Annotated in this window: 23 protein-coding genes; 6 read left to right on the forward strand and 17 right to left on the reverse strand. The window is 71.9% G+C overall.

What is annotated here, in order from left to right; translation table 11 throughout:
* Positions 1-4 precede the first annotated feature (4 nt).
* The 8 genes from ABZT18_RS07295 to ABZT18_RS07330 all read right to left on the reverse strand — a co-directional run bounded on the left by ABZT18_RS07295 (position 5) and on the right by ABZT18_RS07330 (position 6,566).
* Positions 5-790, reverse strand: coding sequence for a DUF4129 domain-containing protein (locus ABZT18_RS07295; RefSeq protein WP_354995732.1), 786 nt, complete (start codon positions 788-790; stop codon positions 5-7).
* 20 nt (positions 791-810) lie between these two features.
* Positions 811-1,524 carry a uracil-DNA glycosylase gene (locus ABZT18_RS07300; protein WP_354995775.1) on the reverse strand — a complete coding sequence of 238 codons (714 nt, stop codon included), beginning with the start codon at positions 1,522-1,524 and terminating at the stop codon, positions 811-813.
* Positions 1,525-1,543: 19 nt separating this feature from the next.
* Positions 1,544-2,230: a dienelactone hydrolase family protein gene (locus ABZT18_RS07305; RefSeq protein ID WP_354995733.1), complete on the reverse strand. Its 687-nt coding sequence runs from the start codon at positions 2,228-2,230 to the stop codon at positions 1,544-1,546.
* Positions 2,231-2,429: 199 nt separating this feature from the next.
* Positions 2,430-2,942, reverse strand: coding sequence for a hypothetical protein (locus tag ABZT18_RS07310; RefSeq protein WP_354995734.1), 513 nt, complete (start codon positions 2,940-2,942; stop codon positions 2,430-2,432).
* Between the two features lie 131 nt (positions 2,943-3,073).
* A complete protein-coding gene (locus tag ABZT18_RS07315; RefSeq protein ID WP_354995735.1) occupies positions 3,074-4,090 on the reverse strand; it encodes a hypothetical protein in 1,017 nt (338 codons plus the stop codon).
* Positions 4,087-4,419, reverse strand: a complete 333-nt coding sequence (locus ABZT18_RS07320) for a PadR family transcriptional regulator (RefSeq protein ID WP_074316865.1) — start codon at positions 4,417-4,419, stop codon at positions 4,087-4,089. Before ABZT18_RS07320 ends, ABZT18_RS07315 begins: the two co-directional genes overlap by 4 nt.
* Positions 4,420-4,561: 142 nt before the next feature.
* Complete coding sequence (locus ABZT18_RS07325; protein ID WP_354995776.1) at positions 4,562-5,503, reverse strand: Ppx/GppA phosphatase family protein; 942 nt, start codon at positions 5,501-5,503, stop codon at positions 4,562-4,564.
* Between the two features lie 22 nt (positions 5,504-5,525).
* Positions 5,526-6,566: a helix-turn-helix transcriptional regulator gene (locus ABZT18_RS07330; protein ID WP_354995736.1), complete on the reverse strand. Its 1,041-nt coding sequence runs from the start codon at positions 6,564-6,566 to the stop codon at positions 5,526-5,528.
* A gap of 119 nt (positions 6,567-6,685) precedes the next feature.
* Between ABZT18_RS07330 and ABZT18_RS07335 the strand changes: the two genes are divergently transcribed.
* The gene (locus ABZT18_RS07335; RefSeq protein ID WP_354995737.1) at positions 6,686-7,555 is read left to right on the forward strand and encodes a PHB depolymerase family esterase; all 870 of its coding nucleotides are present in this window, start codon (positions 6,686-6,688) and stop codon (positions 7,553-7,555) included.
* Here ABZT18_RS07335 and ABZT18_RS07340 read toward each other — a convergent pair whose 3' ends face one another.
* From ABZT18_RS07340 to eno, 4 genes are read right to left on the reverse strand one after another with little or no spacing between them, the layout of a single operon-like run.
* The gene (locus ABZT18_RS07340; RefSeq protein WP_354995738.1) at positions 7,556-8,092 is read right to left on the reverse strand and encodes an amino-acid N-acetyltransferase; all 537 of its coding nucleotides are present in this window, start codon (positions 8,090-8,092) and stop codon (positions 7,556-7,558) included. It lies immediately after the preceding gene.
* On the reverse strand, positions 8,089-8,646 hold the full coding sequence (locus ABZT18_RS07345; protein ID WP_354995739.1) for a DUF501 domain-containing protein: 558 nt from the start codon (positions 8,644-8,646) through the stop codon (positions 8,089-8,091). Before ABZT18_RS07345 ends, ABZT18_RS07340 begins: the two co-directional genes overlap by 4 nt.
* Before the next feature lie 34 nt (positions 8,647-8,680).
* Positions 8,681-9,322, reverse strand: coding sequence for a septum formation initiator family protein (locus ABZT18_RS07350; RefSeq protein WP_354995740.1), 642 nt, complete (start codon positions 9,320-9,322; stop codon positions 8,681-8,683).
* Between the two features lie 33 nt (positions 9,323-9,355).
* Entirely contained in the window at positions 9,356-10,639 is a 1,284-nt protein-coding gene (gene eno / locus ABZT18_RS07355; protein WP_124774477.1) for a phosphopyruvate hydratase, read from the reverse strand.
* Positions 10,640-10,852: 213 nt separating this feature from the next.
* On the opposite strand from eno, the gene ABZT18_RS07360 reads away from it, so the two are divergent.
* Entirely contained in the window at positions 10,853-11,545 is a 693-nt protein-coding gene (locus ABZT18_RS07360) for a hypothetical protein (RefSeq protein ID WP_354995741.1), read from the forward strand.
* On the forward strand, positions 11,542-11,694 hold the full coding sequence (locus ABZT18_RS07365) for a hypothetical protein (protein ID WP_354995742.1): 153 nt from the start codon (positions 11,542-11,544) through the stop codon (positions 11,692-11,694). The genes ABZT18_RS07360 and ABZT18_RS07365 overlap by 4 nt, the downstream gene beginning before the upstream one ends.
* 33 nt (positions 11,695-11,727) lie before the next feature.
* On the opposite strand, the gene ABZT18_RS07370 is transcribed toward ABZT18_RS07365, so the two are convergent.
* The 4 genes from ABZT18_RS07370 to mfd all read right to left on the reverse strand — a co-directional run bounded on the left by ABZT18_RS07370 (position 11,728) and on the right by mfd (position 18,972).
* The gene (locus ABZT18_RS07370; RefSeq protein WP_354995743.1) at positions 11,728-13,347 is read right to left on the reverse strand and encodes a DUF885 domain-containing protein; all 1,620 of its coding nucleotides are present in this window, start codon (positions 13,345-13,347) and stop codon (positions 11,728-11,730) included.
* Positions 13,348-13,452: 105 nt separating this feature from the next.
* A complete protein-coding gene (locus ABZT18_RS07375) occupies positions 13,453-14,439 on the reverse strand; it encodes a nucleoside triphosphate pyrophosphohydrolase (RefSeq protein WP_354995744.1) in 987 nt (328 codons plus the stop codon).
* Positions 14,440-14,441: 2 nt separating this feature from the next.
* On the reverse strand, positions 14,442-15,251 hold the full coding sequence (locus tag ABZT18_RS07380) for a hypothetical protein (protein WP_354995745.1): 810 nt from the start codon (positions 15,249-15,251) through the stop codon (positions 14,442-14,444).
* A gap of 64 nt (positions 15,252-15,315) precedes the next feature.
* Positions 15,316-18,972 (reverse strand): transcription-repair coupling factor, encoded by a 3,657-nt coding sequence (gene mfd, locus ABZT18_RS07385; RefSeq protein WP_354995746.1) that lies wholly within the window; start codon positions 18,970-18,972, stop codon positions 15,316-15,318.
* 948 nt (positions 18,973-19,920) lie between these two features.
* On the opposite strand from mfd, the gene ABZT18_RS07390 reads away from it, so the two are divergent.
* Positions 19,921-20,835 carry a cyclase family protein gene (locus ABZT18_RS07390; protein ID WP_354995747.1) on the forward strand — a complete coding sequence of 305 codons (915 nt, stop codon included), beginning with the start codon at positions 19,921-19,923 and terminating at the stop codon, positions 20,833-20,835.
* A gap of 7 nt (positions 20,836-20,842) precedes the next feature.
* Here the strand turns inward: ABZT18_RS07390 and ABZT18_RS07395 are convergent, their stop codons facing one another.
* Positions 20,843-21,883, reverse strand: a complete 1,041-nt coding sequence (locus ABZT18_RS07395; protein ID WP_354995748.1) for a S66 peptidase family protein — start codon at positions 21,881-21,883, stop codon at positions 20,843-20,845.
* Between the two features lie 84 nt (positions 21,884-21,967).
* On the opposite strand from ABZT18_RS07395, the gene ABZT18_RS07400 reads away from it, so the two are divergent.
* Both ABZT18_RS07400 and ppc read left to right on the forward strand, forming a co-directional pair.
* On the forward strand, positions 21,968-22,981 hold the full coding sequence (locus tag ABZT18_RS07400) for a hypothetical protein (RefSeq protein WP_354995749.1): 1,014 nt from the start codon (positions 21,968-21,970) through the stop codon (positions 22,979-22,981).
* Positions 22,982-23,109: 128 nt separating this feature from the next.
* Entirely contained in the window at positions 23,110-25,896 is a 2,787-nt protein-coding gene (gene ppc / locus ABZT18_RS07405) for a phosphoenolpyruvate carboxylase (protein ID WP_354995750.1), read from the forward strand.
* Positions 25,897-25,921 lie beyond the last annotated feature (25 nt).

Consider the following 25,921-nt stretch of genomic DNA (forward strand, 5'->3'; position numbering starts at 1 on the left):
GCGCTCACGGGGTCACCACCGCGGTGAGCTCTCCGCGCAGCCGGCGTAGCGCCGCGCGGGCCTGGTCGCGGGTGCGTTCGTCGATCGGGCGGGTGGCGTACCGGGCCTCCCGGTAGACGTACGCGAACTCGGCCAGCACGTCGGTGCTGACGATCGCCGGCACCCCGGCCGCCGGGTCACCGCGCAGCAGCCGGCTGACCAGGTCGGTGGGGGTGTCCCCGGCGAGCCGTGGAACACCGGCAGTGGCGGCGGCCTCTTCCAGGCGCACCCAGCAGGCGATCACCGCCACCCGGGGGTCGGTGTCGCGATCGTCGAGCTCCATCAGGCCGGCGTCGAGGGCGGCGACCACGTCGCGGGCGGTGCCCTCGGCAGAACGGCGGGCCCGCTGCGCCGGCAACGCCCGGGTAGTGCGGCGCAGCGCGCCCCGGATCAGGATCCAGGAGAGGTAGCCGAGCACGGCGAGGATGGCCAGCCCGAGCAGAACCATCGCCACCGTCGCGATCCACTGCGGTATGTCCGCCTGGGTCGCCTCGCCGGCGTCGCGCGGCTCGACGGGGATGGACCGCGCCGGCTCGGCGGTCGGGTATTCGGGCACCCAGGGAACATTGTCGGCGGCTGGCGGGATCCGGCTGGCGCCGATCGACGAGTGGGCGGACGCCAGCGCGGCACCGGCGAGCAGGGCGGCGACCGCGCCGACCGGCCACCATCGGCGAAGCAGGCCGAGCGCCGGGCGCGACACCCCCGGCTCGGCCGCCGGGGACGGCGCGGGCAGGCGTGTTCCGTCTGTCATCGCCACCGCCCCACGCGTTCTCAGTCCACTCCGGCCAGCTGTTTGGCCTGGCCGAAGATGTCGTCCAGCATCTGTGGTGTCAGCCGCCCGGTGAAGGTGTTCTGCTGGCTGACGTGGTAGCAGCCCAGCAACTCCGGGGCGTCCGTGCCGGACCAGTGTGCCCCATGACCGAACGCCGGTCGCGGGCCGGGCGGGCGCTGCCCGTACACCTGCTGTAGCACCGGCCACCAGGCGGCCCAGGCGAACGCGCCCAGCGCGACCACGACGCGCAGCGTGGGGCGGATCAGCGTGACCTCGCGATGCACCCAGGGTGCGCAGGTGTCCCGCTCCTGCGGGGTGGGCTTGTTGTCCGGCGGCGCACATCGGACAGCCGAGAAGATCCGGATGTCCCGCAGGGCGAGCCCATCGTCGGCGGCGACGCTGGTCGGCTGGTTGGCCAGCCCGGCCCGGTGCAGCGCGGCGAACAGCACGTCACCCGACCGATCGCCGGTGAAGATCCGGCCGGTGCGGTTGCCACCGTGCGCGGCGGGCGCCAGCCCGAGGATGGCGATCCGCGCGTCGCCGGTGCCGAAGCCTGGCACCGGCCGGCCCCAGTACTCCTGGTCGCGGAAGGCAGCTCGGCGGGTGCGGGCGACCTCCTCCCGCCACCGGACCAACCGGGGGCAGGCGAAACAGTCGCTCACCGCCGCGTCGAGGTCGGCCAGGTCGGTCGCCCGCGCTGCGCGGGCGACCACCTGCTCGGGGGTACGCGACTCAGCCAAGCTTGGCCCGGAAGAGTTCCAGGGTGCGGGCAAAGGCGCTGGCGGCGGCGCGCTGGTCGAACGCCTCCGGCCGGTCATCGTTGAAGAAGGCGTGCGAGGTGCCCGGGTAGTCGTAGAGGTGGCAGTCGCCGCCAGCTTCCTCGATGGCCCGGCGGGCGGTTTGTACGCCCTCGTCGGCCGAGGTGCCGTCCTCTTCGGAGCAGTGGATGATCGCGGCCTTGCCGGCATAGTCGGCCCAGTCGGGGCGCATCGACTCCCAGGGCAACACGGGATAGAAGCCAGCGGTGGCGACGATCCGCTCGGAGATGGTGGCCGACCAGAGGGCCAGGCTGCCACCGGCGCAGAAGCCCACGGCGCCGACCTTGCCGGTGACCTCGGGCCGCCCCGCGAGATAGTCGGCCGCGCCGGCGATGTCCTTTGCCGCCTCGTCCATCCGCATCGCCAGCAGCAGACGCTGTGCCTCGTCCGGCTCGCTGGTCGTCTCACCGTGGTAGAAGTCCGGGGCGAGGGCGACGAAGCCGGCCTCGGCGAACCGGTCCGCGACCGACCGGATGTGCGGGACCAGGCCCCACCACTCTTGGATGACGATGACGGCGGGGCTGGCCAGGCCGCTGGCGGGTATCGCGAGATACCCCTCGCTCGCGCCCCCGTTGCTGCGGTAGCTCACCATTTCGCCCATGGGCCGTCCTCCTAGCGGTCAGTCATCGTTGGCTGGTCGCCCAGTGGTCCTACGTGCCGGTAGCCTGCCATGCCGCGCCGCCGCCGGGAAGACACCGGAACAGTGGCATTCACCTCCCGTTCGACCGTCGGTGACTTCGGGTACGCCGACGGCGGCGGGGTTCGCTCCCGCCGCCGTCGATGGTGATCTACCGCTCCGGTCAGGCCTTCTTGGTCAGGCAGAGCACATAGCCCGTCTTGCCCGGCTCGATGCTGGAGAAGATGTAGCCCTCCTCGTCTTCCTTGAGGTACTGGTTACAGGCGGTGTCGGCCTTGGCCTGAGCCTCGGTCTGGTCGTCCACCCGACCGACCACGTTGTACGCGGCGTCGGTGGAGGTGCACTCGACGACCTTGGCGCCGTCGACCTCCTCCTGCTCCGTGCCGGTGACCTCGGGCAGCTCGGCGATGCAGTCGCCTGCCTTGGCGGCAGCGGTCTCGTCCTTGTTGAAGTAGTTGCCGATCGCCGAGGCGACGCCGAACTTCAGGCCGGCGACGACGACGATTGCGAGGATCGCGCCAACGATGCCGAGGGCCTTCTTCGCACCGGACTTCTTCGCCTCCGGCTCGACCGGCTGCGGCGCGGTCGGCTGCGGCGCGGTCGCTTGCGGCGTCTCGACGGCCGGCTGGGGTGGTACGGCGTCGGGCGCGGGGGGCGGTGCGACCTGCTCTGACACGGGGGTTCCTTCCGAGGGGTTGATGAGCAGACGACACCATAACGATCATTGATTTCTGGTGCGGTCCCGCTCGCCTCGTCCGTTCAGCTATTTCCCAGCTTCGTACGCATGATCCAGTTCACACCGCAGGTTCAGCTCGTCGGGGTGGGGGTCGGCGTCACGGTCGGGCCTACCGTGGGCTGACCGGTGGCCGTTCCGGTCGGCTCGGGCGTGCTGGTCGGCCCCGGCGTGCTGGTCGGCGTCGTGGTCGGCCCCGGCGTGCTGGTCGGCGCCGCGGGTGGCACAGGCACACCCGGGGCGCGGGGTCCGAAGGGCGCCTGGCCCGGGCAGTACGGGTACGGCCGCAGCAACGGGTTGGCGTACTCGTCGACGGGGCCTTCGCAGTCCGGATAACCGAGCCTGATCGGATTGCCGTTCTGGTCGAAGAGCCGGGCGTTCTCCACCAGCCGGCCCTCACTGTCGTAGACGAAGACGTCCTGGATCTGGCCGTACTGGCTGTCGATCGAGGTCTGGTCGTAGTAGTAGTCACGGCCGAGCCGGTCCTCGGTGTTGACCAGTGCGGCCAACGCGAAGACCACCAGCACCGCGCTGCCGACCTGCACCGCCGAGCGCGGCCAACGGGTCAGCCGGGCGGAACGCCGGCCAATCCAGATGGAGGCGAGCACGAAGCCGACCAGCATGATCAGGCCGGCGAGCAACTCGCCACCGAACCGGGGCATCAGGTTGTAATAGTTGCCACCGCTGGAGATGACCGTGACCAGCATCGCCGCCAGATAGCCGCGCAGCACCCACCAACCGGGGCGCAGCAACCGGAGGAAGTCGCTGGCCGTCGCGTACCCCAGGGGTGGGCCGAGCCGGGTGTCGATCTCGCGCAGCTGGCTGCGGACCCGGACCACCGCGGTGGCGACCCGCTGGTCGAGATTGCGCCCACCGCCCGGGGCGGCGCCGGCCGCGGCGCGCAGCTCGGCGGCGTACGTCTCGGGCTCGCCCAGCCGCTCGACGAGGGTGCCCTCGGACTCGGCGGCGACCTCGGTGAGGTGGTCGGCAAGATCCTCGGTCAGCTCGTCGCGTTGCGTGGGCGGCAGGTCGGCCAGAGCGGCCCGGACCCGCGCCACGTAGTCGGTGATCTCCTGCCCCGTGACGGTCATGCCGCCATCCCCCGATCGTCGAGCAGACTGTCCATGGTCGTGGCGAACGAGCGCCAGAGCTTGCCGGAGCGGGTCAACTGGTCACGCCCCGCGGCGTTGAGTGAGTAGTACTTGCGGTGCGGCCCGGATTCGCTCGGCACGACGTAGGTGGTGAGCAGGCCGGCGGCGAAGAGCCGGCGCAGCGTCCCGTAGACCGAGGCGTCACCGACCTCTTCCAGGCCGGCCTCGCGAAGCCGGCGCAGGATGTCGTAGCCATAGCCGTCCTCCTCCCGGAGCACGGCCAGGACGGCCAGATCGAGCACGCCCTTCAGCAACTGTGTGGTGTCCACGCACTGCACACTACTGTGTAATGCGAAGTACCGTCAACGAAACTCGCCCGCCCGTGCGATGATCAACACGGGATCGCGGATATCGGGGTGTCCTGATGACTCGGATGCCGCGATATCGGCGATGTCGTGTCGATCAACCCACCTAGCTCGAAGCTGACTGGAGGCTCCAGGCGATGCCGTCGAGGATGTCGTGCTCCGAAGCGACCACCGACGGCATCCCGGCCCGCTCCATGATCACGCGGAGCACCAGCGCGCCCGCGCCGATCACGTCGGCCCGGCCCGGGTGCATCACCGGGATCGCCAACCGCTGCTCACGGGTCTGACCCAGCAGGTCCGCGGTCACCTGAGCCACCGCCTCGTACGACACCCGGGCGTGATGGATGCGCTCCGGGTCGTACTCCCGCAGGCCCTGCGCGATGGCGACCACGGTGGTGACCGACCCGGCGAGGCCGACCAGGGTGGCCGCCTCGCGGCCGGGCACCACGGCGAGCGCCCGGTCCACCGCAGCCGCGATGTCGGCCTGCGCGGCGGCGACCTGATCGGGCGTCGGAGGGTCGCCGGGCAGGTGCCGCTCGGTCATCCGGACACAGCCGATGTCCACCGAGATCGCCGCACGTACCCCGTCGGCCCGGTCACCGACCACGAACTCGGTGGAACCGCCGCCGATGTCGACGACGAGGAACGGCTCCTTCGCGTCGGCCGGCAGCCCGCGCACCGCGCCGGTGAACGACAGCCGGGCCTCCTCGTCGCCGGTGACCACCTCGGGCGCGACGCCCAGGGTGCGCTGCACCATGTCGGTGAAGTCGGCGGCGTTGGCCGCGTCCCGCGAGGCCGAGGTGGCGCACATCCGGACCCGGTCCGCACCCAGCTTCTCGATGTCGGCGGCGTACGACGCCAGCGCCACCCGGGTCCGTTCGATCGCCTCCGGTGCCAGCCGGCCGGTGCGGTCCACACCCTGGCCCAGCCGGACGATCTCCATCCGCCGGGTCAGGTCGACCAGCGGCGCCTGCGACCCGGCCGACTCCTCGGGCAGGTCGGCGACCAGCAGTCGGATCGAGTTGGTCCCGCAGTCGATGGCCGCCACACGCGTCGTCACGGCAGCAACCTTACGGCAGGACGATCGGCCACCCGGCGGCTTGGCCGGGCGGCGGCCACGCCTCGGACGAGTCCTCCGCCGGGCCGCTCAACAGCCCCGCTCCGAGCGCTGTCAGGTGATGTCGGACGGCCCCACCCTCCCGCTCGCTGGCCACCAGCCCAGCAGCCCGCAGCGCGGTGGCGTGCTCCGAGGCCGAGGAGAGACTGATCCCGGCGGCCCGGGACAGCACGGTGGTGGTCAACCCACCGTCGGCTGCCAGCCGGCGCAGCACCAGCGCCCGGGTGGCGCCGAGTAGTCGGCCGAGGGAATCCGCCGAAGCAGTGGCGCCGCGCGGAGGCATCACCGCCGGATAGACGAGCAGGATCGGGTGACCCGGCTCGACCAGCACCCGGGGGCGGGGCCCGGCCAACGGGGAGGGCAGCAGGATGAGCCCGTGGCCGGTGCCGGGCTGATCCCCGCTCCACCACGTCCGCACCTCCAGCACCGGCTCCCGCCACCGGATCGCCGGGTGCAGTCCCGCGAAGAGGCCGGCGAGGCCGTGCTGCGCCAGCCGTTGGCTGGCACAGGTCACCTGCTGGCGGTACGCGGACACCAGATCGGACCAGTGCGGCGCGAGGACGGCGTCGAACCAGGTGCGGACAGCCCCGCCGAACAGGTCCAGTACCTCCGGATCGGCGGCTGCGAACCGCCGCCGCAGCGGGGTGGCGGTCGCGTCCGTGTACGCCGCGCTGACCTCGGCGCGGACCCGTCGTGCCGGAGTGGCCCGGATCGCCTCCAGACCGGCGGCGACCGACTCCAGACCATCGAAGGGGGTGACGAAGTCCGGCAGCCGCCCCCGCTCGGGTAACAGGTGCCGAAGGATCGCGGTGGCGGCCTGGGCAGCCCCCGCACTCTCGACCGCCGCAGCCCGCTCGGCCAACGCCGGGGCCATCGCCGCGACCGTCGGATCCCGCAGCCACTGACCAGCCAGCAGGGCGGTGCCGACCGGGTGCAGCCGTTCGGCGAACCGCACCCGGCACAGATCCGCCGGCCCGAGCTGGAGGCGAAGCATGATGGACAGCCTGCTCTCCTTCGCTCAGGACCGAAAGGGTTGATCCGCACGCGAACAAACTCCAGTGTGGATTGCGGGGTCGACGGGGGGTGGCCGGCGTGCGGCGGACGGTGTCAGTGTTGACGGGGCTCTGCCTCATCGTCGCGGCCGCGGCCTGTGGTGAGCGGGGGCAACCCTCGTCGACCCCGCCAGCCACGCCCTCCGCGTCGAGCGAACGCCCGGCGGCGGGCGACCACCAGCTCACCCTGAAGCACAACGGGCTCGACCGCGCCTACCTGCTGCACGCACCACCCGGGTACGACCCGAGCCGGCCATCCGCGCTGGTCATCGCGCTGCACTTCTACCCCGGCGTCGGCGCCTCGATGCGGGAGCTGGCGGGCCTGGACGCCAAGGCTGACAAGGACAACGTGTTGATCGCCTACCCCGACGGGGTGGGCGGCGGCTTCAACGCGCTGGTCTGCTGCGGCAGCCAGGACGACGTCGGCTTCCTCACCGCCCTCACCGACCACCTGGTGCAGACCTGGCGGGCGGACCCCAACCGGGTCTTCCTCACCGGCATCTCGAACGGCGGCGACATGAGCTTCCGGGCGGCGGTCGAGGGCACGGGTAGGTTCGCCGCGATCGGGGTGGTCAGCGGCGGTTACAGCGGAAAACTGGCCACGGCCGAGAGCTACGTGCCGACGAGCCCGGTCTCCGTGATCACCTTCATCGGTGGCCAGGACCGGTACGCCTCGATCTTCCAGACGGGTGTGCGGACCTGGCAGCAGCGGCTCACGTGCCGGCCGAGCCCGAAGGCGTCCGGGGTGCCGGGTGTGACCCGGACGCTGGCGAGCTGCGCGGACGGCAGCGAGGTCAGCGTCTACACCATTCCCGACATGGGCCACAGCTGGCCGGGGGCGCCGTCCGGTCAACTCGCCGCACCCGCCGCGGGTGTGTCGGCCACCGACCTGATGTGGGAGTTCTTCGCCGCGCACCCCCGGCGGTCCTGACTACAGGCGCAGCAGCATCCGGGTGTTGCCCAGCGTGTTCGGCTTCACCCGCTCCAGGTCCAGGAACTCCGCGACACCCTCGTCGTACGAGCGCAGCAGCTGCTCGTACACCGGTTGCGGCACGGGTGCGCCGTCGATCGCCTGGAAGCCGAACGCGCCGAAGAACTGCGTCTCGAAGGTGAGCACGAAGATCCGCGCCACGCCCAACTCCCGGGCAGCGTCGATCAGCTCGCCGACCAGCCGGTGCCCGATCCGTCGGCCCCGGCAGGACGGATCCACCGCGACCGTACGGATCTCGGCCAGGTCCTCCCACATCACGTGCAGCGCACCGCAGCCCACCACGGCGCCGTCCTCGGCCCGGACCGCTACCCGGAACTCCTGCACCTGCTCGTAGAGGGTGACGGTGGCCTTGCTCAGCAGCCGCCGATCGTCGGTGTAGGTGTCGACCAGCCGCCGGATGCCCCGCACATCCCCGGTACGGGCCCGCCGCACCAGAATCTGACTCTCGGGTGCCGAGGACCCGGCCTGCGCGCTCATTCGCCCGCCGGCACGTCCACGCACGGGCCGGCCGTCCACCAGGGCTCGACCAGCTCCAACGTCTCGTCGCCGAACGGGTTCACCCCGGGGCCCGCGCCCAACGCGTGCCCCAGGTGCACGTGTAGGCACTTCACCCGGCCCGGCATCCCGCCGGCCGAGATGCCGGCGATCTCCGGCACCTCGCCGATCGCCTTTCGACGGGCGAGGTAGTCCTCGTGCGCGGCACGATAGTGGGCGGCCAACTCGGGATCCGCCGTCAGCCGGTCCGCCATCTCCTTCATCAGCCCCGCCGACTCCAGCCGGCTGCACGCCGCGGTGGCCCGGGGGCAGGTCAGGTAGTAGAGCGTCGGGAACGGTGTGCCGTCGGCGAGACGGGGGGTCGTCTCCACCACGTCCGGGAGGCCACACGGGCACCGGTGGGCGACCGCCCGGGTGCCACGGGGAGTCCGGCCGAGCTGCGCGGCCACCGCGGCCAGGTCGGCCTCGGTCGCCGGCTCCCGCTGCGGCAGGGGTACGGAATCCGCCGCCGACTCCGACGGTGGTACGACAGTCACGGTGCCCATCTTTCCTGGTGTGCTGGTCGGTGGGTCACTTGCCCGGCTGCTGGCTGTCCGCCGCCTGCACGCTCGACCAGAGCGTGTCGTACCAGGTCACCGGGCCGGCAGGGGCGGCCGATCCGGCCGATTTCCCGGCGTCCCGCGCGGCGCCCTCCGGGTCGTGCAGCACCACCATCATCTTCTCGCCCGGCCGGCCCATGAAGAACCGCTCCCGAGCCTTGGTCTCGATGAACGCCTTGTCTTTCCAGTTGGCGGCCTCCGCGGCGAGCTTGGCGATCTCCGCCTCCTGCACCGCCTGGGCCGCCTCCATCCGCTCGATGTCGGCCTGCTGGTCCAGGTAGACCCGGACCGGGTAGGTGTAGGCCAGGGCGAGCGCGATGAGGACCGCGAACAGCACGGTGGCCCGGCCGGTGAAGCGACGGGGGTTGGGTGCGGCGAGCCGCTTAACGGCACCACCGGCGCCGGTACGCCGAGCGGCGGCCGGACGATTCGCGGAGCGAACGCCCTCGGCGCCCCGGGCCCCGCCCGGTGCCCGACCGGCGGCACCGCGCGGCTCGGCACGTACGCCGGCCTCCCGGACCGATCCCCGCGTGGCGCGCCCACCGCCCGGCCGACCGGACTGACCCGGCCGGCGGGCGGGACGCTGACCACCCGGTGTGCGGCGCTGCTGCATCGTCACACCCCTCCCCCGAGGCTTCTGCGCGTCTCAGGCGGAACGGTAGCGCGGGAACGCGCCCGCACCGGCGTAGCGCGCCGCGTCGGCCAGCTCCTCCTCGATCCGGAGCAACTGGTTGTACTTGGCGACCCGGTCGGAACGGGCCGGCGCGCCGGTCTTGATCTGACCGCAGCCGGTGGCCACCGCCAGGTCGGCGATGGTGGTGTCCTCGGTCTCGCCGGAACGGTGGCTCATCATGCACTTGAAGCCGGCCCGGTGGGCCAGGTCCACGGCGTCCAGAGTCTCGGTCAGCGAACCGATCTGGTTGACCTTGACCAGCACCGCGTTGGCCGACTTCTCGGCGATACCGCGGGCGATGCGCTGCGGGTTGGTCACGAACAGGTCGTCACCGACGATCTGCACCCGGTCGCCGATCGAGGCGGTCAGCGTCTGCCAGCCGCTCCAGTCGTCCTCCGCCAGCGGGTCCTCGATCGACACGATCGGGTACTCGTCGGCCAGCTTCGTGTAGTAGGTGCTCATCTCCTCGGCGGACTTCGCGGCACCCTCGAAGGTGTAGGTGCCGTTGTCGAAGAACTCCGTGGCCGCCACGTCGAGCGCGAACACGATGTCGGTGCCGAGCCGGTAACCGGCCTTCTCGACCGCCTCGGCGATCAGGTCCAGGGCCGCCGCGTTGGTCGGCAGGTTCGGCGCGAAGCCACCCTCGTCGCCGAGCCCCGTCGACAGGCCCTTCTTCTTCAGCACCGACTTCAGTGCGTGGTAGACCTCCGCGCCCGAGCGCAGCGCCTCACGGAAGGTGGGCGCGCCGATCGGCGCGATCATGAATTCCTGGATGTCGACGTTCGAGTCGGCGTGCGCGCCACCGTTGAGGATGTTCATCATCGGCACCGGCAGGAGGTGCGCGTTCGGGCCGCCCAGGTAACGGAAGAGGCTCAGCTCGGCGCTGCCGGCAGCGGCCTTCGCCACCGCGAGGGAGACCCCGAGGATGGCGTTCGCGCCCAGCTCCGACTTGCTGTCGGTGCCGTCGATGTCGAGCATCTTCTGGTCGATCAGCCGCTGCTCGCTGGCCTCGTACCCGATGATCTGGTCGACGATCTTGTCTTCGACGTTGGAGACCGCCTTCTCCACGCCCTTGCCCTGGTAGCGGTCGGCGTCACCGTCGCGCAGCTCGATCGCCTCGAAGGCGCCGGTGGAGGCGCCGGAGGGCACGGCGGCGCGGGCCACCGTGCCGTCGTCCAGACCGACCTCGACCTCGACCGTCGGGTTGCCCCGCGAGTCGAGAATCTCCCGGGCGACGATTCCCTCGATGGTTGCCACTAAGTCGCTCCTCGTTGTTGTGATCCGGTCCGTGGGTGGGCCGCGACGGTGCGGCTGAGGCAGGTGTTGAACGCAGCGTATCGGGCGGCGCGAACGGGCACGGCGTCGCCCGCGCACCCGAGTCGCCCCGCACTGACGGACATTCCCGGATTTCCGGGCGTCAACCGGCAACGGGTTTGCGCTGCGCGGACCGGATCCACCAGGCTGGTCGTCATGCCCGCCGCCTCGACCACCCTCCGCATGCTCGCCGTGTCGGTCATCGCGTCGCTCACCGTCACCGGCTGTCAGACATTCGAGGACGCCGGCGTCGCCATGGGTCGCTCGGAACTCGTCAACGACATCGCCGCCCGACTCGACCGGGCGCTGGAGTTGACCTACTCGGCCGACTACCAGCTCCCCGGCGGCCAGAGCGCCGCCATCGCGCAGGCGCAGGACCCGGCCCGCTCCGCGTACACCTACCCGGGCGGGCGACTCACCGTCACCCCGGAGGCCATCACCCGGTGCACGACGACCGGCGCCCGCCCGGAGTGCACGCTGGTCGCACCGCCCACCCCGGGCAGCAAGCCCACCGTGACGCTCTTCGGCGAGGCCAATCGGCAGGGCCTCGTCACCCCGCCGGTGGTGGTCGGGCTTCTGAGCGCCGCCGCACTCGACCCGCAGGCGGTCATCAAGCAGAGCGACACCACCGTCGCCGGGCGCCACGCGACCTGCGTCGAGGTGCAGAGTTCGTCCGGCGACTTCACCGCCTGCGTGACCACCGAGGGCGTGCTCGGCAGCTTCACCGGGCCGGTCGACGGCAAGCCGATGGAGTTGGCGCTGAGCAGCTACTCCGCGACGGTCGACAACGGCGCGTTCGACCCGCCCGCCGACGCCGGTGTCGTGGACCGCCGCCCCGGCGGCTCGTGACCAGCCCAACGGCCGAGCCGATGGTCGACGGCCAGGAACTGACCAAGGCTCAGTGGTTCGGCGTGGATACGCTGCCGGCGGAACTGCCGCCCGCGTACTCCATCTCGCGCTGGTTGATCGGCGCGACGGTGACCGCCGGACGGCGGTGACCCCCGCGCGGGCGAAGTGGCCCGGAGTTCCAGTCAGACGCCGAGCAGTGTGCGCAGGTGGCGCGGGGGCGGGCAGTCATGGGCGAGCATCGCGTCGTGCCAGTCGCGGACCGACACGCCCTCCGGGCGGGCGGCGGCGATCTCGGCGACCTCGCTGTACCCGACGAAGTAGGTCGAGAGCTGCGTGGAGGTGAGCTGCGCCCGGCGCCACTTGCCGGCCGCTTCGCCCTCCTCCTGGAAGCCGCGCCCGGTCATCAACGCCATCGCCTCAGCCTCGGGCAGGTCCTCGGCGTGCACCAACTGGTCGAGCAACGCGTTGATGGTCATCCGTAGCTGCATCTTGAGCTGCTGCAACCGCACCGGCAGGCCGCCAAAGCCGAGCCCCACCATCAGCTCCTCGGCGTACACCGCCCAGCCTTCGATGAACGGGCCGGACTCGGCCAGCGCCCTGACCCGGGTGCCACCGACGTAGCGGCGGGCATGGGCGAGCTGGAGGAAGTGCCCCGGCATCGCCTCGTGCACCGTCAGATTGCGGATCATGTGGTCGTTGTATTCGCGGTAGAACGACTCGACCCGATGCGCCGGCCAGTCGGAAGGGGTGGGCGCGATGCAGTAGAAGGTGGGCACGGTCGCGGTTTCCAATGGGCCGGGCGCGTCGCAGTACGCCACCGCGACGCCCCGGGCGAACTCCGGCATCTCCTGGACCACGCACCGGTCGTCGACCAGGCTGACCAGGTCGTGCGCGCGGACGAAGTCGGTTGCCTCGTCCAGGGTCACCCCGGCCAGCTCGACAATGGTCCCGTCGTTCGGGTGTTCGGCGGCGAGCACGTCCAGCGCCCGGCGTACGGCCGCGTCGTCGGCCGGGCCGCCGACCAGCTCGACGGCCGCCTCGCGGATCTCCGCGGTGACCCGGTCCAGGTTGGCCCAGGCGCGGCGCTGGATTTCGGCGGCGCCCAGTTCGGTGTCCAGCGTGTGCCAGAGCCGAGCCTCCCAACGGCGCCGGCCCAGTCGCGGGTCACGGCCAGGGCCGGCGTCGGCGGCCAGGCCGACACGCAGCCAGGCGACGAACTCCTCCAGCGCGGCGATCGCCGCGGTCGCCGCCGGCTCGACCCGGTCCAGGGTGCTCGGCGCCTGCGCGAGCAGCGCCGGCAGCTCGTCGCGGATCAGCGCGGCCGTGCCGCTGAACTGCCCGACCGCCGTCTCCGCGTGGATCCGCGGCATGTCCCGCAGCGACGCGCGAGCGGTGGCGAGAGCATCCGGTACGGCGGCGAGCCGGCCGGCGAGCTGGGTCAGCCGCACCTCCGGCGGGGCGTACGAGCGGGCCAGCAGCGGGTGCAGCAGCGGGCCGGGGTTGTGGCGAAGCGGGTCCCACTCGTGCGACCGGATCTCGGTCAGCTCGAAGAACTCCCGATCAACGAAGGAGGTGAGCAGCGCGTGGTCGACCTGCTCGTCAACGTCGAGCGAGTCCGGGTCCAACTCGGACAGCGCGTTGGCCGCGTCGGAGAGCATCGCCCGATCGGAGGCCACACCATCGGCGGACAGGTCCGGTAGCCGGTCGTCGAACCGATGATCCCCCGCAGCGGTAGCAACCCCCGGCCGCGACTCCAGTAGAGCCTCGACAACCCGCTCAGCCAATACCCCAAACGCTTCCACCGGCCCACCCTACCGACCGTCCCCGGCACTGCCGCCCGTTCCCGCTCGGGTTGATCATGAAGTTATTGCCGTCCACCTCGGCGTGTCCTGGCAACAACTTCATGATCAACGAGGGGGTGGGGGTTGCGCTTCGGCGGCGCGGATTGCCTCGGCGTAGGCGAGGGTGGTGCGGCGGAGGGCCGCTTCGGGGTCGATTCCCGCCTGACGGGCTGTCGCGACCGTGCTCAGGAGGCTGGCGCCCAGTCGCGCTTCGGCGTCTACCTGGGTGTCGGCCAGTGGCGGCGGGACCGCCAGACCGATGCGGGCGGCGCGGTTCAGAATCTGCGCGGCCAGAGCCAGTGCGGGCTGGCTCAGTGCCACGCCGTCCAGCACCGAGTCACGTGCCTTCTCCACACGCTTGATCCGCTCCCAGTTCTCGGTGATCTCCTCCAGAGTGCCCGCCTCCGCACCGGCGAAGACGTGCGGGTTACGCCGGATCATCTTGTCGACCAGGCCACCCGCCACGTCGTCGATGGTCCACCGCTCATCCTCGGGCAACTCCTCGGCGAGCCGCGCGTGCAACACCACCTGCAGCAACACGTCGCCCAACTCTTCGCGGAGCGCGTCGGTGTCATCGGCGCTGATCGCGTCGTACGCCTCGTAGCTCTCCTCCAGCAGATAACCGGCGAGACTGCGGTGCGTCTGCGCCCGCTTCCACGGGTCGCCCCCCGGCGAAGCCAGCCGGTCCAGCACGGCCACCGCGTCGAGCAGCCGCGCACCCGGCGGATCCCACGAGCCGTACATCAGCTCCATCTCGGCCAACCATGGTTCCCGGGCCAGCCGCAGACCCAACTCCCGGGCCAGCGCCTCGTCGCCCGCCGGGCCAGCCAGCCAGACCGCCGTGCCGTGCGCCGCGACCGTGTCCAGCAGCGGCTGCGTCGCCGGGCCGTCCACCACGATGACCTCGGCGCCCGCTTGGCGCACGGCCGTGACCAGCTCGCTCTCCGCGCCGGTCAGCACCGGGTGCTGCCGTACGACGTCCCAGGCTGCGGAAGTCAGCAGACCGGCGGGCAGCCGGGGCGAGGTGACCAGGAGGACGATCCGTGCCGTCATGCTCAGCTGGCCGTGCCCTCGTCGTCCTGGGGCGTGCCCTCCGCGTCCGGGGCGTCACTGGACGGCAGCGGCTCCGGAGTGGAGATGTCGGTGACCGGACCGGCCTCGTTGATGTACGGAAGCGAGTAGAAGACCAGCGACTGGCCGGTGCTCACCACCGACGGCACCCCGATCGCCCGGTAACGCGGGTTGATCGAGACGTCGGCCTTGGTCGCTTCCTCCTCCAGCGCGGCGCTGAGCGCCGTGGCGGCGCGGACGAAGCCGCCGTCACCGAACGCGCCACGGACGTCGGCCACCGACATCCCACCCTGGATCGCGCCCGTCTTGGCGAGGGCCTGGTAGACGGCCATCATCGAGTCGTCGCTCAGGTCGGCCGGCGGAAGCTGCTGGTTGAGCACCTGGAGCAGGTCGATCCACTCGCCCCAGAGCTTCGCGTACTCGGTACTGGCCGGCACCCGCAGGTTCTGCTCCAACTGCTGCGGAGTCACCTCGTCGGGCACCTGGAGGTTCTTCGCCGCCGCGACCCGCTTGCCCAGCTCCAGGCTGACCAGCAGGTTCACCACGTCCTGCCGGGTGACGGCGGAGCGCAGCTGCTCCGGCGACGGCGTCGCGCTGGCCTGGCTGGCCTCCTGCCGGACCGCGTCGCCGAACTTCGCCTGCACGTCGGAGTAGATCTCGTCGACCCGCTCCAGCGAGTAGGTGGTGTCACCGACGTACGCGGCGACGTCCGGTGCGGACTTGCCGCAGGCAGCGAGGGAGAGGACACCCAGGGCCGCGACGCTGGCGGCGGCGATCACACGGCGAGCACGCATGCCCGCCACTCTCTCATGCCCTCTCCCGTGCTGTGACGGCCCCCACCTCACCCTGACCCCCACCTCACCCCGCCGCGACGGCGAGCGGGGCGGGGGCGCCCAGCACATCGGAGAGCAGTTGGGCGCACCACTGAAGCAGCGCCTGGTCACGCAGCGGCTCGCCCCCGATCCGACGGGTGCTCGGCCGGGGCACGCTGACCTGGTCGTTGGCCTGCTTGTAGACCGCGTCCGGGTGGTAGCGCTTCAGCCGTAGCTGCTTGGAGTCGGGCAGCGGCAGCGGCCCGAACCGCACGTGCTTGCCCTGCATGGACACGTCGGTCAGCCCGTACCGGCGGGCCAGCAGGCGGAACCGGGCCACCTCCACGAGGTTCTGCACCGGGGCCGGAGGCTCTCCGTACCGGTCGGTCATCTCGGCGATCACCTCGCGCAGCCGCTCCTCGTCGCGCGCCTCGGCGAGCTTGCGGTACATCTCCAGGCGCAGCCGCTCCACGCTCACGTAGTCGTGCGGCAGGTGCGCGTCGATCGGCAGGTCGATCTTGACGTCGGGCTCCTCCTCCGACCGCTCACCCTTGAACGCGGAGACCGCCTCACCGACCATCCGCACGTACAGGTCGAAACCGACGCCCTCGATGTGCCCGGACTGCTCGCCACCGAGCAGGTTGCCGGCGCCCCGGATCTCCAGGTCCTTCATCGCCACGTACATGCCGGCACCCAGCTCGGTGTGCTGCGCGATGGTCGCCAGCCGCTCGTGGGCGTGCTCGGTGAGTGGCTTCTCCGGCGGATAGAGGAAGTAGGCGTACGCCCGCTCGCGGCCTCGGCCGACCCGGCCGCGGATCTGGTGCAGCTGGGCCAGACCGAGCAGGTCGGCCCGCTCCACGATCAGCGTGTTGGCGTTCGGGATGTCGATGCCCGACTCGACGATCGTGGTGCAGACCAGGACGTCGAACTCCTTCTCCCAGAAGCCGACCATGACCTTCTCCAGGGCTTCCTCGCCCATCTGCCCGTGCGCCACCGCGACCCGTGCCTCGGGCACCAACTCCCGCAACCGCCGCGCCGCACGGTCGATCGACTCGACCCGGTTGTGCAGGTAGAAGACCTGCCCGTCGCGGAGCAACTCGCGGTGGATGGACGCGGCCACCTGCCGGTCGTCCTGAGCGCCGACGAAGGTGAGCACCGGGTGCCGCTCCTCCGGCGGGGTGGCGATGGTGGACATCTCCCGGATGCCGGTGATCGCCATCTCCAGGGTCCGTGGGATCGGGGTGGCCGACATGCTCAGCACGTCGACCGACGCGCGCAACGTCTTCAGGTGCTCCTTGTGCTCGACACCGAAGCGCTGCTCCTCGTCGACGACCACGAGACCCAGCTGCTTGAACCGGGTGGCGGTCTGGAGCAGCCGATGGGTGCCGATGACGATGTCGACGGTGCCGTCGGCGACCATCTCCAGCGTCCGCTCGGTCTCCTTCGGCGTCTGGAACCGGGACAGCTGCCGGATCTGGACCGGGAACTGGCTCATCCGCTCGGCGAACGTGTTGTAGTGCTGCTGCACCAGCAACGTGGTCGGCACCAGCACCGCCACCTGCTTGCCGTCCTGCACCGCCTTGAACGCCGCCCGGACCGCGATCTCGGTCTTGCCGTAGCCGACGTCGCCGCAGATCAGCCGGTCCATCGGGACGGTCTGCTCCATGTCCCGCTTGACCTCGTCGATCGCGGCGAGCTGGTCCGGTGTCTCCTGCCAGGGGAAGGCGTCCTCCAGCTCCCGCTGCCACGGGGTGTCCGGGCCGAACGAGTGGCCCTTCGACGCCTTGCGGGCGGCGTACAGCTGGATCAGTTGCGCGGCGATCTCCCGGACCGCCTTACGGGCCCGAGCCTTGGACTTCTGCCAGTCCGAGCCACCCATCTTGTGCAGGGTCGGCTGCTCGCCGCCCACGTACCGGGAAAGCTGGTCCAGTTGGTCGGTCGGGACGAAGAGCCGGTCGCCGGGCTGGCCCCGCTTGCTGGCCGCGTACTCGATGACCAGGTATTCGCGGCTGGCGCCGTTGACCGTGCGCTGCACCAGCTCCACGTACCGGCCGATGCCGTGCTGCTCGTGCACCACGTGGTCGCCGGCTTTCAGCTCCAGCGGGTCGATGGTGTTGCGCCGCCGGCTCGGCATCTTGCGCATGTCCCGGGTCGAGGTGCCCCGACCGCCGGTCACGTCGTTGCCGGTGAGCAGCACGAAGCGGGACGCCTCGTCGACGAACCCGCTGCTCAGCGCGCCACAGGTGACCACCAGCTCGCCCGGTGCGGGCGCGCTCGGCACCTCATCGGTGAGCCGGGCACCCAGGCCGGCGTCGCGCAGCACCTCCACCGCCCGCTGCGCGGGGCCGTGCCCCTCGAAGACCAACGCGATCGACCAGCCCTCGCCGGCCCAGCGCTTGAGGTCGTCGACCACCCGCGTGGTCTCGCCGTGGTAGAGCGGGGCCGGCTGGGCGGACAGGGTCACCGCGATGGCGTCGTCCGGGGTGACGGCGGCCTGCTCCGGTGCGTCCTCCCAGGGCTGCCGCGTCTCGGCCGTCTCCGCCTCGACGAGGCCGAACGGGGACAGCGTCCACCACGGCTGGCCGAGCTTGCCGGCCGTGGAGCGGACCTCGCCCAGGGTGCGGAAGGCGGCGGCGCCCACGTCCACCGGCGCCTGGCCGCCGACCGCGGCGGCGGCCCAGCTGGCCTGGAGAAACTCCTCCGAGGTACGCACCAGGTCGTGCGCCCTCGTGCGGATCCGCTCGGGGTCGCAGAGCAGCACGTGGGTGCCGGCCGGCATGGCGTCCAGCAGCAGCTCCAGCGAGTCGGGGCCGACCAGCACCGGTGCCAGCGACTCCATCCCCTCCACCGGGATGCCCTCGGCCAGCTTGTCCAGGATCTCGGCCAGCTCAGGGTGCTGCTCGGCGAGCGCGGCGGCCCGGTCGCGGACCGGCTGGGTGAGCAACAGCTCACGGCAGGGCGGTGCCCAGAGCAGCGGGACCTGCTCGATGGTCCGCTGGTCGGCGACGGCGAAGGTGCGGATCTCCTCCACCTCGTCGCCCCAGAACTCGACTCGGGACGGGTGCTCGTCCGTGGGCGGGAAGACATCCAGGATGCCGCCGCGCACCGCGAACTCGCCCCGCTTGGTGACCAGGTCGACCCGGGCGTACGCCATGTCGATCAACCGGCGGGCGACCTCCTCCAGGTCGGCCTCCTCGCCCGCGGCGAGCTGCACCGGCTCCAGGTCACCGAGCCCCTTGAGCTGCGGTTGGAGCAGCGAGCGGACCGGGGCCACGACCACCCGCAGCGGACCGGTGCTGCCGTACGCGTCGGCCGAGTCAGGGTGCGCCAGCCGGCGCAGCACGGCCAGCCTGCGGCCCACCGTGTCCGAGCGCGGGGAGAGCCGCTCGTGGGGCAGCGTCTCCCAGGAGGGGAAGACCACCACCTGCTCCGCCGGGAGCAACCCGCCCAGAGCGGCAGCCAGGTCATCAGCCTCACGGGTGGTGGCGGTCACCGCCAGCACCGGCCGCCCGGCCCCGCCTCCGTTCTTGCCGCTGCCGGTGCCGCCGGGGTCGGCCGCGACGGCGGCCACCGCGAACGGGCGCAGCGCGGCCGGGGCGGTGATGTCGAGGCCGTCGACCTGGGCGGCACCGGAGCGCGCCAGGTCACGCGCCCGGGCCAGCCCCGGGTCGGCCAGGGCGGCGGAGAACAGTCCGGTGAGCAAGGGAATCCTTCCAGGGGAGTCGACGCACACGACGGCGGCCCCTCGTCCAGTCGGACGGGGGGTGCACGACGACCAGCCTATCCCCGCCCACCGACACGCACCCCCTTCCGCCCAGGTCCGCGTCGCGTCGCGCCCACCCCGCCCAACTACCCGCCCCCACCCCGGCCGCCCCGCCCCCGGGCCGCCCCGCCCGGCCTGCCTGCCCGCCCACCTGCCGCCCCGCCCGACCTGCCGCCCCGCCCGGCCTGCCTGCCCGCCCACCTGCCGCCCCGCCCGGACTGCTCTGCCGCCGGGCCGCCCCGCCGGCCTGCCCGCCCGCTTCACCTGCCACCCCGCCCGGCCTGCCTGCTCCGCCGCCGAGCCGGCCCGCCCAGCCGGCCCACCCAGCCGGCCCACCCAGCCCACCGGACCAAGATCCGCACAACTTCGCGGAAACTGCTGTATCCGAGACGCGGGAGGCAGCAATTTCCCCGATGTTGTGCGGATCTTGGTCCAGGCCGCCGGAGAACAGCGGCTTCCCTGCCGATGTGCGGATCTTGTCGGCGTGCGGGGGCCGGCGGTCGGTCGGCTTCGACCCCGCCAAGCGCGCACGTAACCGCCCTGAAAGGCCGGTCGCACTGCCGCCAGCGGACACCGTCCGTCAAGATCGCGCTCGATCCAGGATGTAGTGGCCTCGGAGCGGGCGGGAACGCACTCTTTCCTGGATCGAGCGCGATCTCCCCCGGTTAGCGCGATTTGGCGGGCTCGAGGACGCGGACCGCAGGCGACAGCGCGTTCGAGCGAGCACCGACCGGACCCGTGGCGCCGGACCGGTGGCGACCGGACCCGTGGCGCCGGACCCGTGGCGCCGGACCCGTGGCGGTCGAGCGAGCACCGACCAGGCCCGTGACGGCCGGGCCCGTGGCGTGGATCTTGACCGATGGCTGGGCTTCGTGGTCGGGTGTCGGGATGGGTGAGCAGTGGCGGGCACAGTTCGACGCGGAGGTGAGCTTCGCCAACGGCGGCGGGCTGCGCACCGAGGGATTCCGGCTGGACATTCCGGGGCAGCAGATCACCGACGACGACCTGGCGGCGTTGTTCGTCCGGCATCTCGGGCTGCTGATGGTCGCCGACGTCCGGATCAGCGCGAAGACGATCATCGAGGAGCCGCACAAGGGCGGCCGGGGCGTCGCCGTCGGCGGCTCCGGTACTGATCGTCGGCTGGTCGAGTTGAGCCATGTGATCAGCGACGGGATGACCACCCTGCCCGGCTGGCCGGGGCCGCGGATCGACGATTGGCTGACCTTCGCGGCGTCCCGGGCGAACTACGCGCCGGGCACCGAGTTCCACGTTGCCCGGATCGACATGATCGCCAACACCGGCACGTACGTGGACACTCCCGCCCATCGCTGGGCCGGGGGCGACGACCTGACCGGGGTGTCGCTGGACCGGCTCGCCGACCTACCCGGGGTGGTGGTGCGGGTGCCGGCCGGCACCCGAGCCGTGGACCGGTTGATGCTGGCACCGTACGAGGTGGCCGGGCGCGCGGTGCTGCTGCACACCGGGTGGGATGAGCACTTCGGCACCGAGCGGTACGGCGCGCCGGAGGCGCCGCACCTCACCGGGGACGCCGCCCAGGCGTTGGCCGACGCCGGTGCGGCCCTGGTCGGCATCGACTCGATCAACATCGACGACATGAGCCCGGCGGCCGGAGGCGTACGCCCCGCGCACAGCACACTGCTCGCCGCCGGGATCCCCATCGTGGAGCACCTGACCGGCCTGGACGCGCTGCCGCCGAGCGGGTTCCGGTTCACCGCGGCCCCACCGATGGTGGCCGGCATGGGCACCTTCCCGGTCCGCGCCTTCGCCGTCGTCGACGCCTGAGCACCCCTCAGTAGCGCACCGAGATCCGGCGCTCGACGGCGTCGACCCGGATCTCCCCGCCGTACGGGATGATCAACTGTGGGTCGGTGTGGCCGAGGTCGACGTCGAAGACCAGCACCGTGTCCGGGGCGTACGGCGCGAGCGCGCGCGTGATCGCCTCCCGCTGAGCCTCGCACCAGGCCAGCCGTTCCGGCACCGACAGCGGCTTGTCGAAGTCCCACGCCTTGGGGCGGCCGACGACGATCGCCGGCAAGGCGGCGAGCAGGCCCCGCTCCCCCATGTTCCGCACGATCCGGAACACCTCCTGGGCGCTGGGCATCTCCTGGGAGGTCTCGAAGATCAGCACGGAGCCGGCCAACTCGTCGGCGGTCGGCACCCGGTCGGTGGCCATCAGCCAGTGCAGGATCTCCAGGCAGCCGCCCCAGGTGCGCCCCCGCACCACCCGCGCCGGCCCCTGCCAGCGCCAACCCTCGCCGGGCAGCATCTCCGGCTCATGGGCCAACGTCTCCGGCTCGGTCCAGGGGTTCGGCCGGTCACCCCATTCGGGCGCGGGCGTCAACTCGTACGAGTCGGTGGTGAAGAGGGCGGCGCGCAGCGAGTCGAGGGTCAGCGGGTGCGGCGAGCCGGACCGGCCGAGGTGCACCAGCACCGACCCACCGTGGTAGGCGACGATGCCCAGCCGGTACAGGTGGTTGAGCACGTTGGTGTTGTCGGAGTAGCCGAAGTAGGGCTTGGGGTTGGCGCGCAGCACGTCGTCGTCGAGGTACGGGGTGACCGTGATCAGGTCGTTCCCGCCGACCGTGGCGAGCACCGCGGTGATGCTCGGGTCGGCGAAGGCTGCGGTCAGGTCTCGGGCCCGGTCCCGCGGGTCCGCCCCCATGACCCGGGTGGTCGGATACTCCACCGGCTCCAGGCCGAGCTCCTCGCGCAGCCGGCGCAGCCCCAACTCGTACACGTGGGGAAAGATCGCCGGCAGGCCGGCGGAGGGCGACACGATGGCGACCCGGTCGCCCGGCTTCGGCTTGGTGGGATATCGCGGCACGTCCATGATCAGACGGTAGTGGTCGGTGCCAGCGAATTACCGCCCGGCGAAACGCCGCAAGCAGGGCGAATGCCGCCCTAGGCTGATCTGGTGAACGAGGCGCCGGAGGTCGGGATCCGCGACTCCCTGCCCCGCACCGCCGGCCTGCTGCTCGGCACCCTGGTGCTGGCCGCGGCGTTCATCGCCGCCTACGTCGGCGCGCTGCACCAGCCCAACCCCCGCGACGTGCCGGTCGGTGTGGCGATGGGCGACCAGCCCGCGCGCACCGTCCTGGCCGCCGTCCGCGAGCGCACCAACAAGATCAAACCCATCGAGTACGACGACCCGGGCGCTGCCGACGGCGGCCTGACCAGCCGCGAGGTGTACGCGGTGCTCAGCTCCGCGCCCGACGGCGGGCTCGTCCTGACCACCGCCAGCGCCAGCGCCCCGGCCGCCACCGACCTGGTCATCCAGGTGCTCACCAGCGCCGCCCAGCAGGCCGGTATGCCGCTGCGGGTGACCGATGAGGTGCCGGTGGCCGGCAGCGACCCGCGCGGACTGGTGCCGTTCTACCTGGCCGTCGGGTACGTCCTCGGCGGTTACCTGGCCTCGACCGTGCTCGGCATCTCCGTCGGCACCGCCCCGCGCACCCTGCGCCGCGCCGGCCTGCGGATCGGCGCGCTCGCGGTGTACAGCGTGGTGCTCGGCATCGTCGGCGCGGTGATCGTCGGGCCGGTGCTGGACGTCTGGGACCACGACGTGCCGGCCATCGCCGGCGCCGGCATGCTGGCCGTCTTCGCCGCAGCGATGGTCGCCGCCGCGGTCCAGGGCTGGCTGGGCGTGCTCGGCACCGGGCTGGTCATCCTGCTGCTGGTGGTGCTCGGCAACCCGGGTTCCGGCGGCATCTACGCCCCCGAGTTCCTGCCCACCTGGCTGCGCGGGATGCACCGGTGGAACGTGCCCGGGCTCGCCACCGACCTGATCAAGTCGGCGGTGTACTTCGACCGGCGCTCGATCGGCTGGCCGGTGACCGGGCTCGCGCTCTGGGCGGCGCTCAGCCTGGTGGCGTTGCTCGGCGCGACCCTGGTCCGCGGCCGTCGTGCGCCCGCCCGCCGGGAGACCTGAGCTGATCTCCGAGGTGTTCCGCGTCACGGCGCGCCATCGGGAGAGCCCCTCCTGCCACCCGGCCCCGCGCGGATACGATCCAGGGAGTCGGACAGCGCTGTCCTTCGTACTCACGTAAGGAGCGCATCGTGACCGACCAGCATGACCACGACGGCCCGGACGCCGCGCTGCGCGCCGACATCCGTCGGCTCGGCACCCTGCTCGGGCAGACCCTGGCCCGCCAGGAGGGTCGCCCGCTGCTCGACCTCGTCGAGGAGATCCGCGCCCAGGTCCGCACCGACGCCCCGGCGGCCGCCCAGCGCCTCGGCGGGCTCGACGTGACCACCGGCACCAAGCTGGCCCGCGCCTTCTCCACCTACTTCCACCTGGCCAACATCACCGAGCAGGTACACCGTGCCCGGGACCTGCGCCGCCGCCGCGCCGTGCAGGGCGGCTGGCTGGACCAGGCGGCCAAGATGATCGCCGAGCGCGGGGTGCCGGCCGAGGAGATCGCCAACGCGGCCCGTCGGCTGGCGGTCCGGCCCGTCTTCACCGCGCACCCGACCGAGGCGGCCCGCCGCTCGATCCTGTCCAAGCTGCGGGCGATCGCCGACGAGCTGGACACCGAGACCGCAAACGCGATCCTCTACGGCGCCAGCGACGAGGGCCCGGCCAACCGTCGTCTGGCCGAGCTGCTGGACCTGATGTGGCAGACCGACGAGCTGCGACTGGACCGGCCGGACCCGACCGACGAGGCCCGCAACGCCATCTACTACCTGCGCGACCTGTACGCCGAGGCCGCTCCCCAGGTGCTCGACGACCTGGCCGACACGCTGCGCACGCTCGGCGTGGAGACCTCGCCGACGGCCCGTCCGCTGAGCTTCGGCACCTGGATCGGCGGCGACCGGGACGGCAACCCGTTCGTCACCCCGGCGGTGACCCGCGACGTGCTGGCCATCCAGCACGAGCACGGCATCGCGGCCACCGAGAAGGCGATGGACCACCTGATCAACGAGGTCTCGGTCTCCCGCCGGCTGCGCGGGGTGTCGCTGGACCTCTCCGCCAGCCTCGCCGCCGACCTGGACGCGCTGCCCGAGGTCGCGCTCCGGTTCCGCCGGGTCAACGCGGAGGAGCCGTACCGACTCAAGGCACGCTGCGTGAAGGCGAAGCTCGCCAACACCCGGCAGCGGTTGCGCCAGGGCACCGCGCACGTGCCGGGCCGGGACTACCTGGGCTCCGCCGAGCTGATCGCCGACCTGGATCTGCTGCGCGCCTCGCTGGCCCGCAACGCCGGGCAGCTCACCGCCGTCGGCCGGCTGGCCTCCACCATCCGCACGGTCTCCGCGTTCGGCCTGCACCTGGCCACCATGGACGTTCGGGAGCACGCCGAGGCGCACCACACGGTGCTCGCCCAGCTCTACGAGGCCGTCGGGGAGGTCTCCGACTACCCGGCGCTGAGCCGGCTGGAGCGCACCAAACTGCTCGCCGACGAGCTGACCGGCCGCCGACCCCTCTCTACGGTGGATACTGCGCTGTCCGAGCCGGCCCGCAAGACGTTCGACGTGTTCAGCACCATCCGGGAGGCACAGGACCGGTTCGGCACCGAGGTGATCGAGTCGTACATCATCTCGATGACCCTGGGCGTCGACGACGTGCTGGCCGCGGTGGTGCTGGCTCGCGAGGCCGGCCTGGTGGACGTGCACAGTGGGCGGGCCCGAGTCGGGTTCGTGCCGCTGTTGGAGACTCCGGCCGAGCTGAACGCCGGTGGCGAAATGCTCGACGAGCTGCTGTCGCTGCCCGCGTACCGCGCGCTGGTCACCGCCCGAGGCGACGTGCAGGAGGTCATGCTCGGCTACTCCGACTCGAACAAGGAGGCCGGGATCACCACCAGCCAGTGGTCGATCCACCGGGCGCAGCGCGCCCTGCGCGACGTGGCCGCCCGACACGGCGTACACCTGCGGCTGTTCCACGGCCGAGGCGGCACGGTCGGGCGCGGCGGCGGGCCGACGCACGAGGCGATTCTGGCCCAGCCGTACGGCACGCTGGACGGCGCGATCAAGGTGACCGAGCAGGGTGAGGTGATCTCCGACAAGTACACCCTGCCCTCACTGGCCCGGGAGAACCTGGAGCTCACCCTCGCCGCCGTGCTCCAGGCGACCCTGCTGCACACCGCACCTCGGCAGCCGGCCGAGATGTTGGAACGCTGGGACGCGACGATGGACGTGGTCTCCGAATCGGCGTACCAGTCCTACCGGTCGCTCGTCGAGGACCCGGACCTGCCGGCGTACTTCTGGGCGTCCACCCCCACCGAGCTGCTCGGCGCACTGAACATCGGCTCCCGTCCGGCGAAGCGCCCGAACACCGGCGCGGGCCTGTCCGGTCTGCGGGCCATTCCGTGGGTGTTCGGGTGGACGCAGACCCGGCAGATCGTGCCGGGTTGGTTCGGCGTCGGCTCCGGGCTGGCCGCCGCCCGTGAGGCCGGGCTGGCGGACGTGCTGGCCGAGATGCACCGCAACTGGCACTTCTTCCGCACGTTCCTGTCGAACGTCGAGATGATGGTGACCAAGACCGACCTGAGCATCGCCCGCCGGTACGTCGAGACGCTGGTGCCGGAGAAGCTGCACCCGATCTTCGAGCAGATCGAGCAGGAGTACGAGCTGACCAAGCGGGAGGTGCTGGCGGTGACCGCCTCGCCCGCCCTGCTGGAAAACTCGCCGGTGCTCCAGCGCACCCTGGCCGTGCGGGACACCTACCTGGAGCCGCTGCACCACCTCCAGGTGGCGCTACTGCGGCAGTACCGGGAGTCGGGTGCCGCCGGACGGGCGGTGGCCACCGCGCCGGGCGGCCGACGTGCGCCGAGCGACGGCACGGCCCTGGAGCGGGCACTGCTCACCACGGTGAACGGCATCGCCGCCGGGATGCGCAACACCGGCTGATCAGCGGAACCAAAGACAGGCCCCG

Source organism: Micromonospora sp. NPDC005291 (assembly GCF_040607415.1).
GTDB lineage: Bacteria > Actinomycetota > Actinomycetes > Mycobacteriales > Micromonosporaceae > Micromonospora.

Excerpts from the sequence above, each read along its gene's own strand:
- ABZT18_RS07295 (WP_354995732.1), bottom strand. The coding sequence starts at position 790 with ATGACAGACGGAACACGCCTGCCCGCGCCGTCCCCGGCGGCCGAGCCG.
- ABZT18_RS07305 (WP_354995733.1), bottom strand. The coding sequence starts at position 2,230 with ATGGGCGAAATGGTGAGCTACCGCAGCAACGGGGGCGCGAGCGAGGGG.
- ABZT18_RS07315 (WP_354995735.1), bottom strand. The coding sequence starts at position 4,090 with ATGACCGTCACGGGGCAGGAGATCACCGACTACGTGGCGCGGGTCCGG.
- ABZT18_RS07330 (WP_354995736.1), bottom strand. The coding sequence starts at position 6,566 with ATGCTTCGCCTCCAGCTCGGGCCGGCGGATCTGTGCCGGGTGCGGTTC.
- ABZT18_RS07340 (WP_354995738.1), bottom strand. The coding sequence starts at position 8,092 with ATGAGCGCGCAGGCCGGGTCCTCGGCACCCGAGAGTCAGATTCTGGTG.
- ABZT18_RS07350 (WP_354995740.1), bottom strand. The coding sequence starts at position 9,322 with ATGCAGCAGCGCCGCACACCGGGTGGTCAGCGTCCCGCCCGCCGGCCG.
- ABZT18_RS07360 (WP_354995741.1), top strand. The coding sequence starts at position 10,853 with ATGCCCGCCGCCTCGACCACCCTCCGCATGCTCGCCGTGTCGGTCATC.
- ABZT18_RS07375 (WP_354995744.1), bottom strand. The coding sequence starts at position 14,439 with ATGACGGCACGGATCGTCCTCCTGGTCACCTCGCCCCGGCTGCCCGCC.
- ABZT18_RS07380 (WP_354995745.1), bottom strand. The coding sequence starts at position 15,251 with ATGCGTGCTCGCCGTGTGATCGCCGCCGCCAGCGTCGCGGCCCTGGGT.
- ABZT18_RS07390 (WP_354995747.1), top strand. The coding sequence starts at position 19,921 with ATGGGTGAGCAGTGGCGGGCACAGTTCGACGCGGAGGTGAGCTTCGCC.
- ABZT18_RS07395 (WP_354995748.1), bottom strand. The coding sequence starts at position 21,883 with ATGGACGTGCCGCGATATCCCACCAAGCCGAAGCCGGGCGACCGGGTC.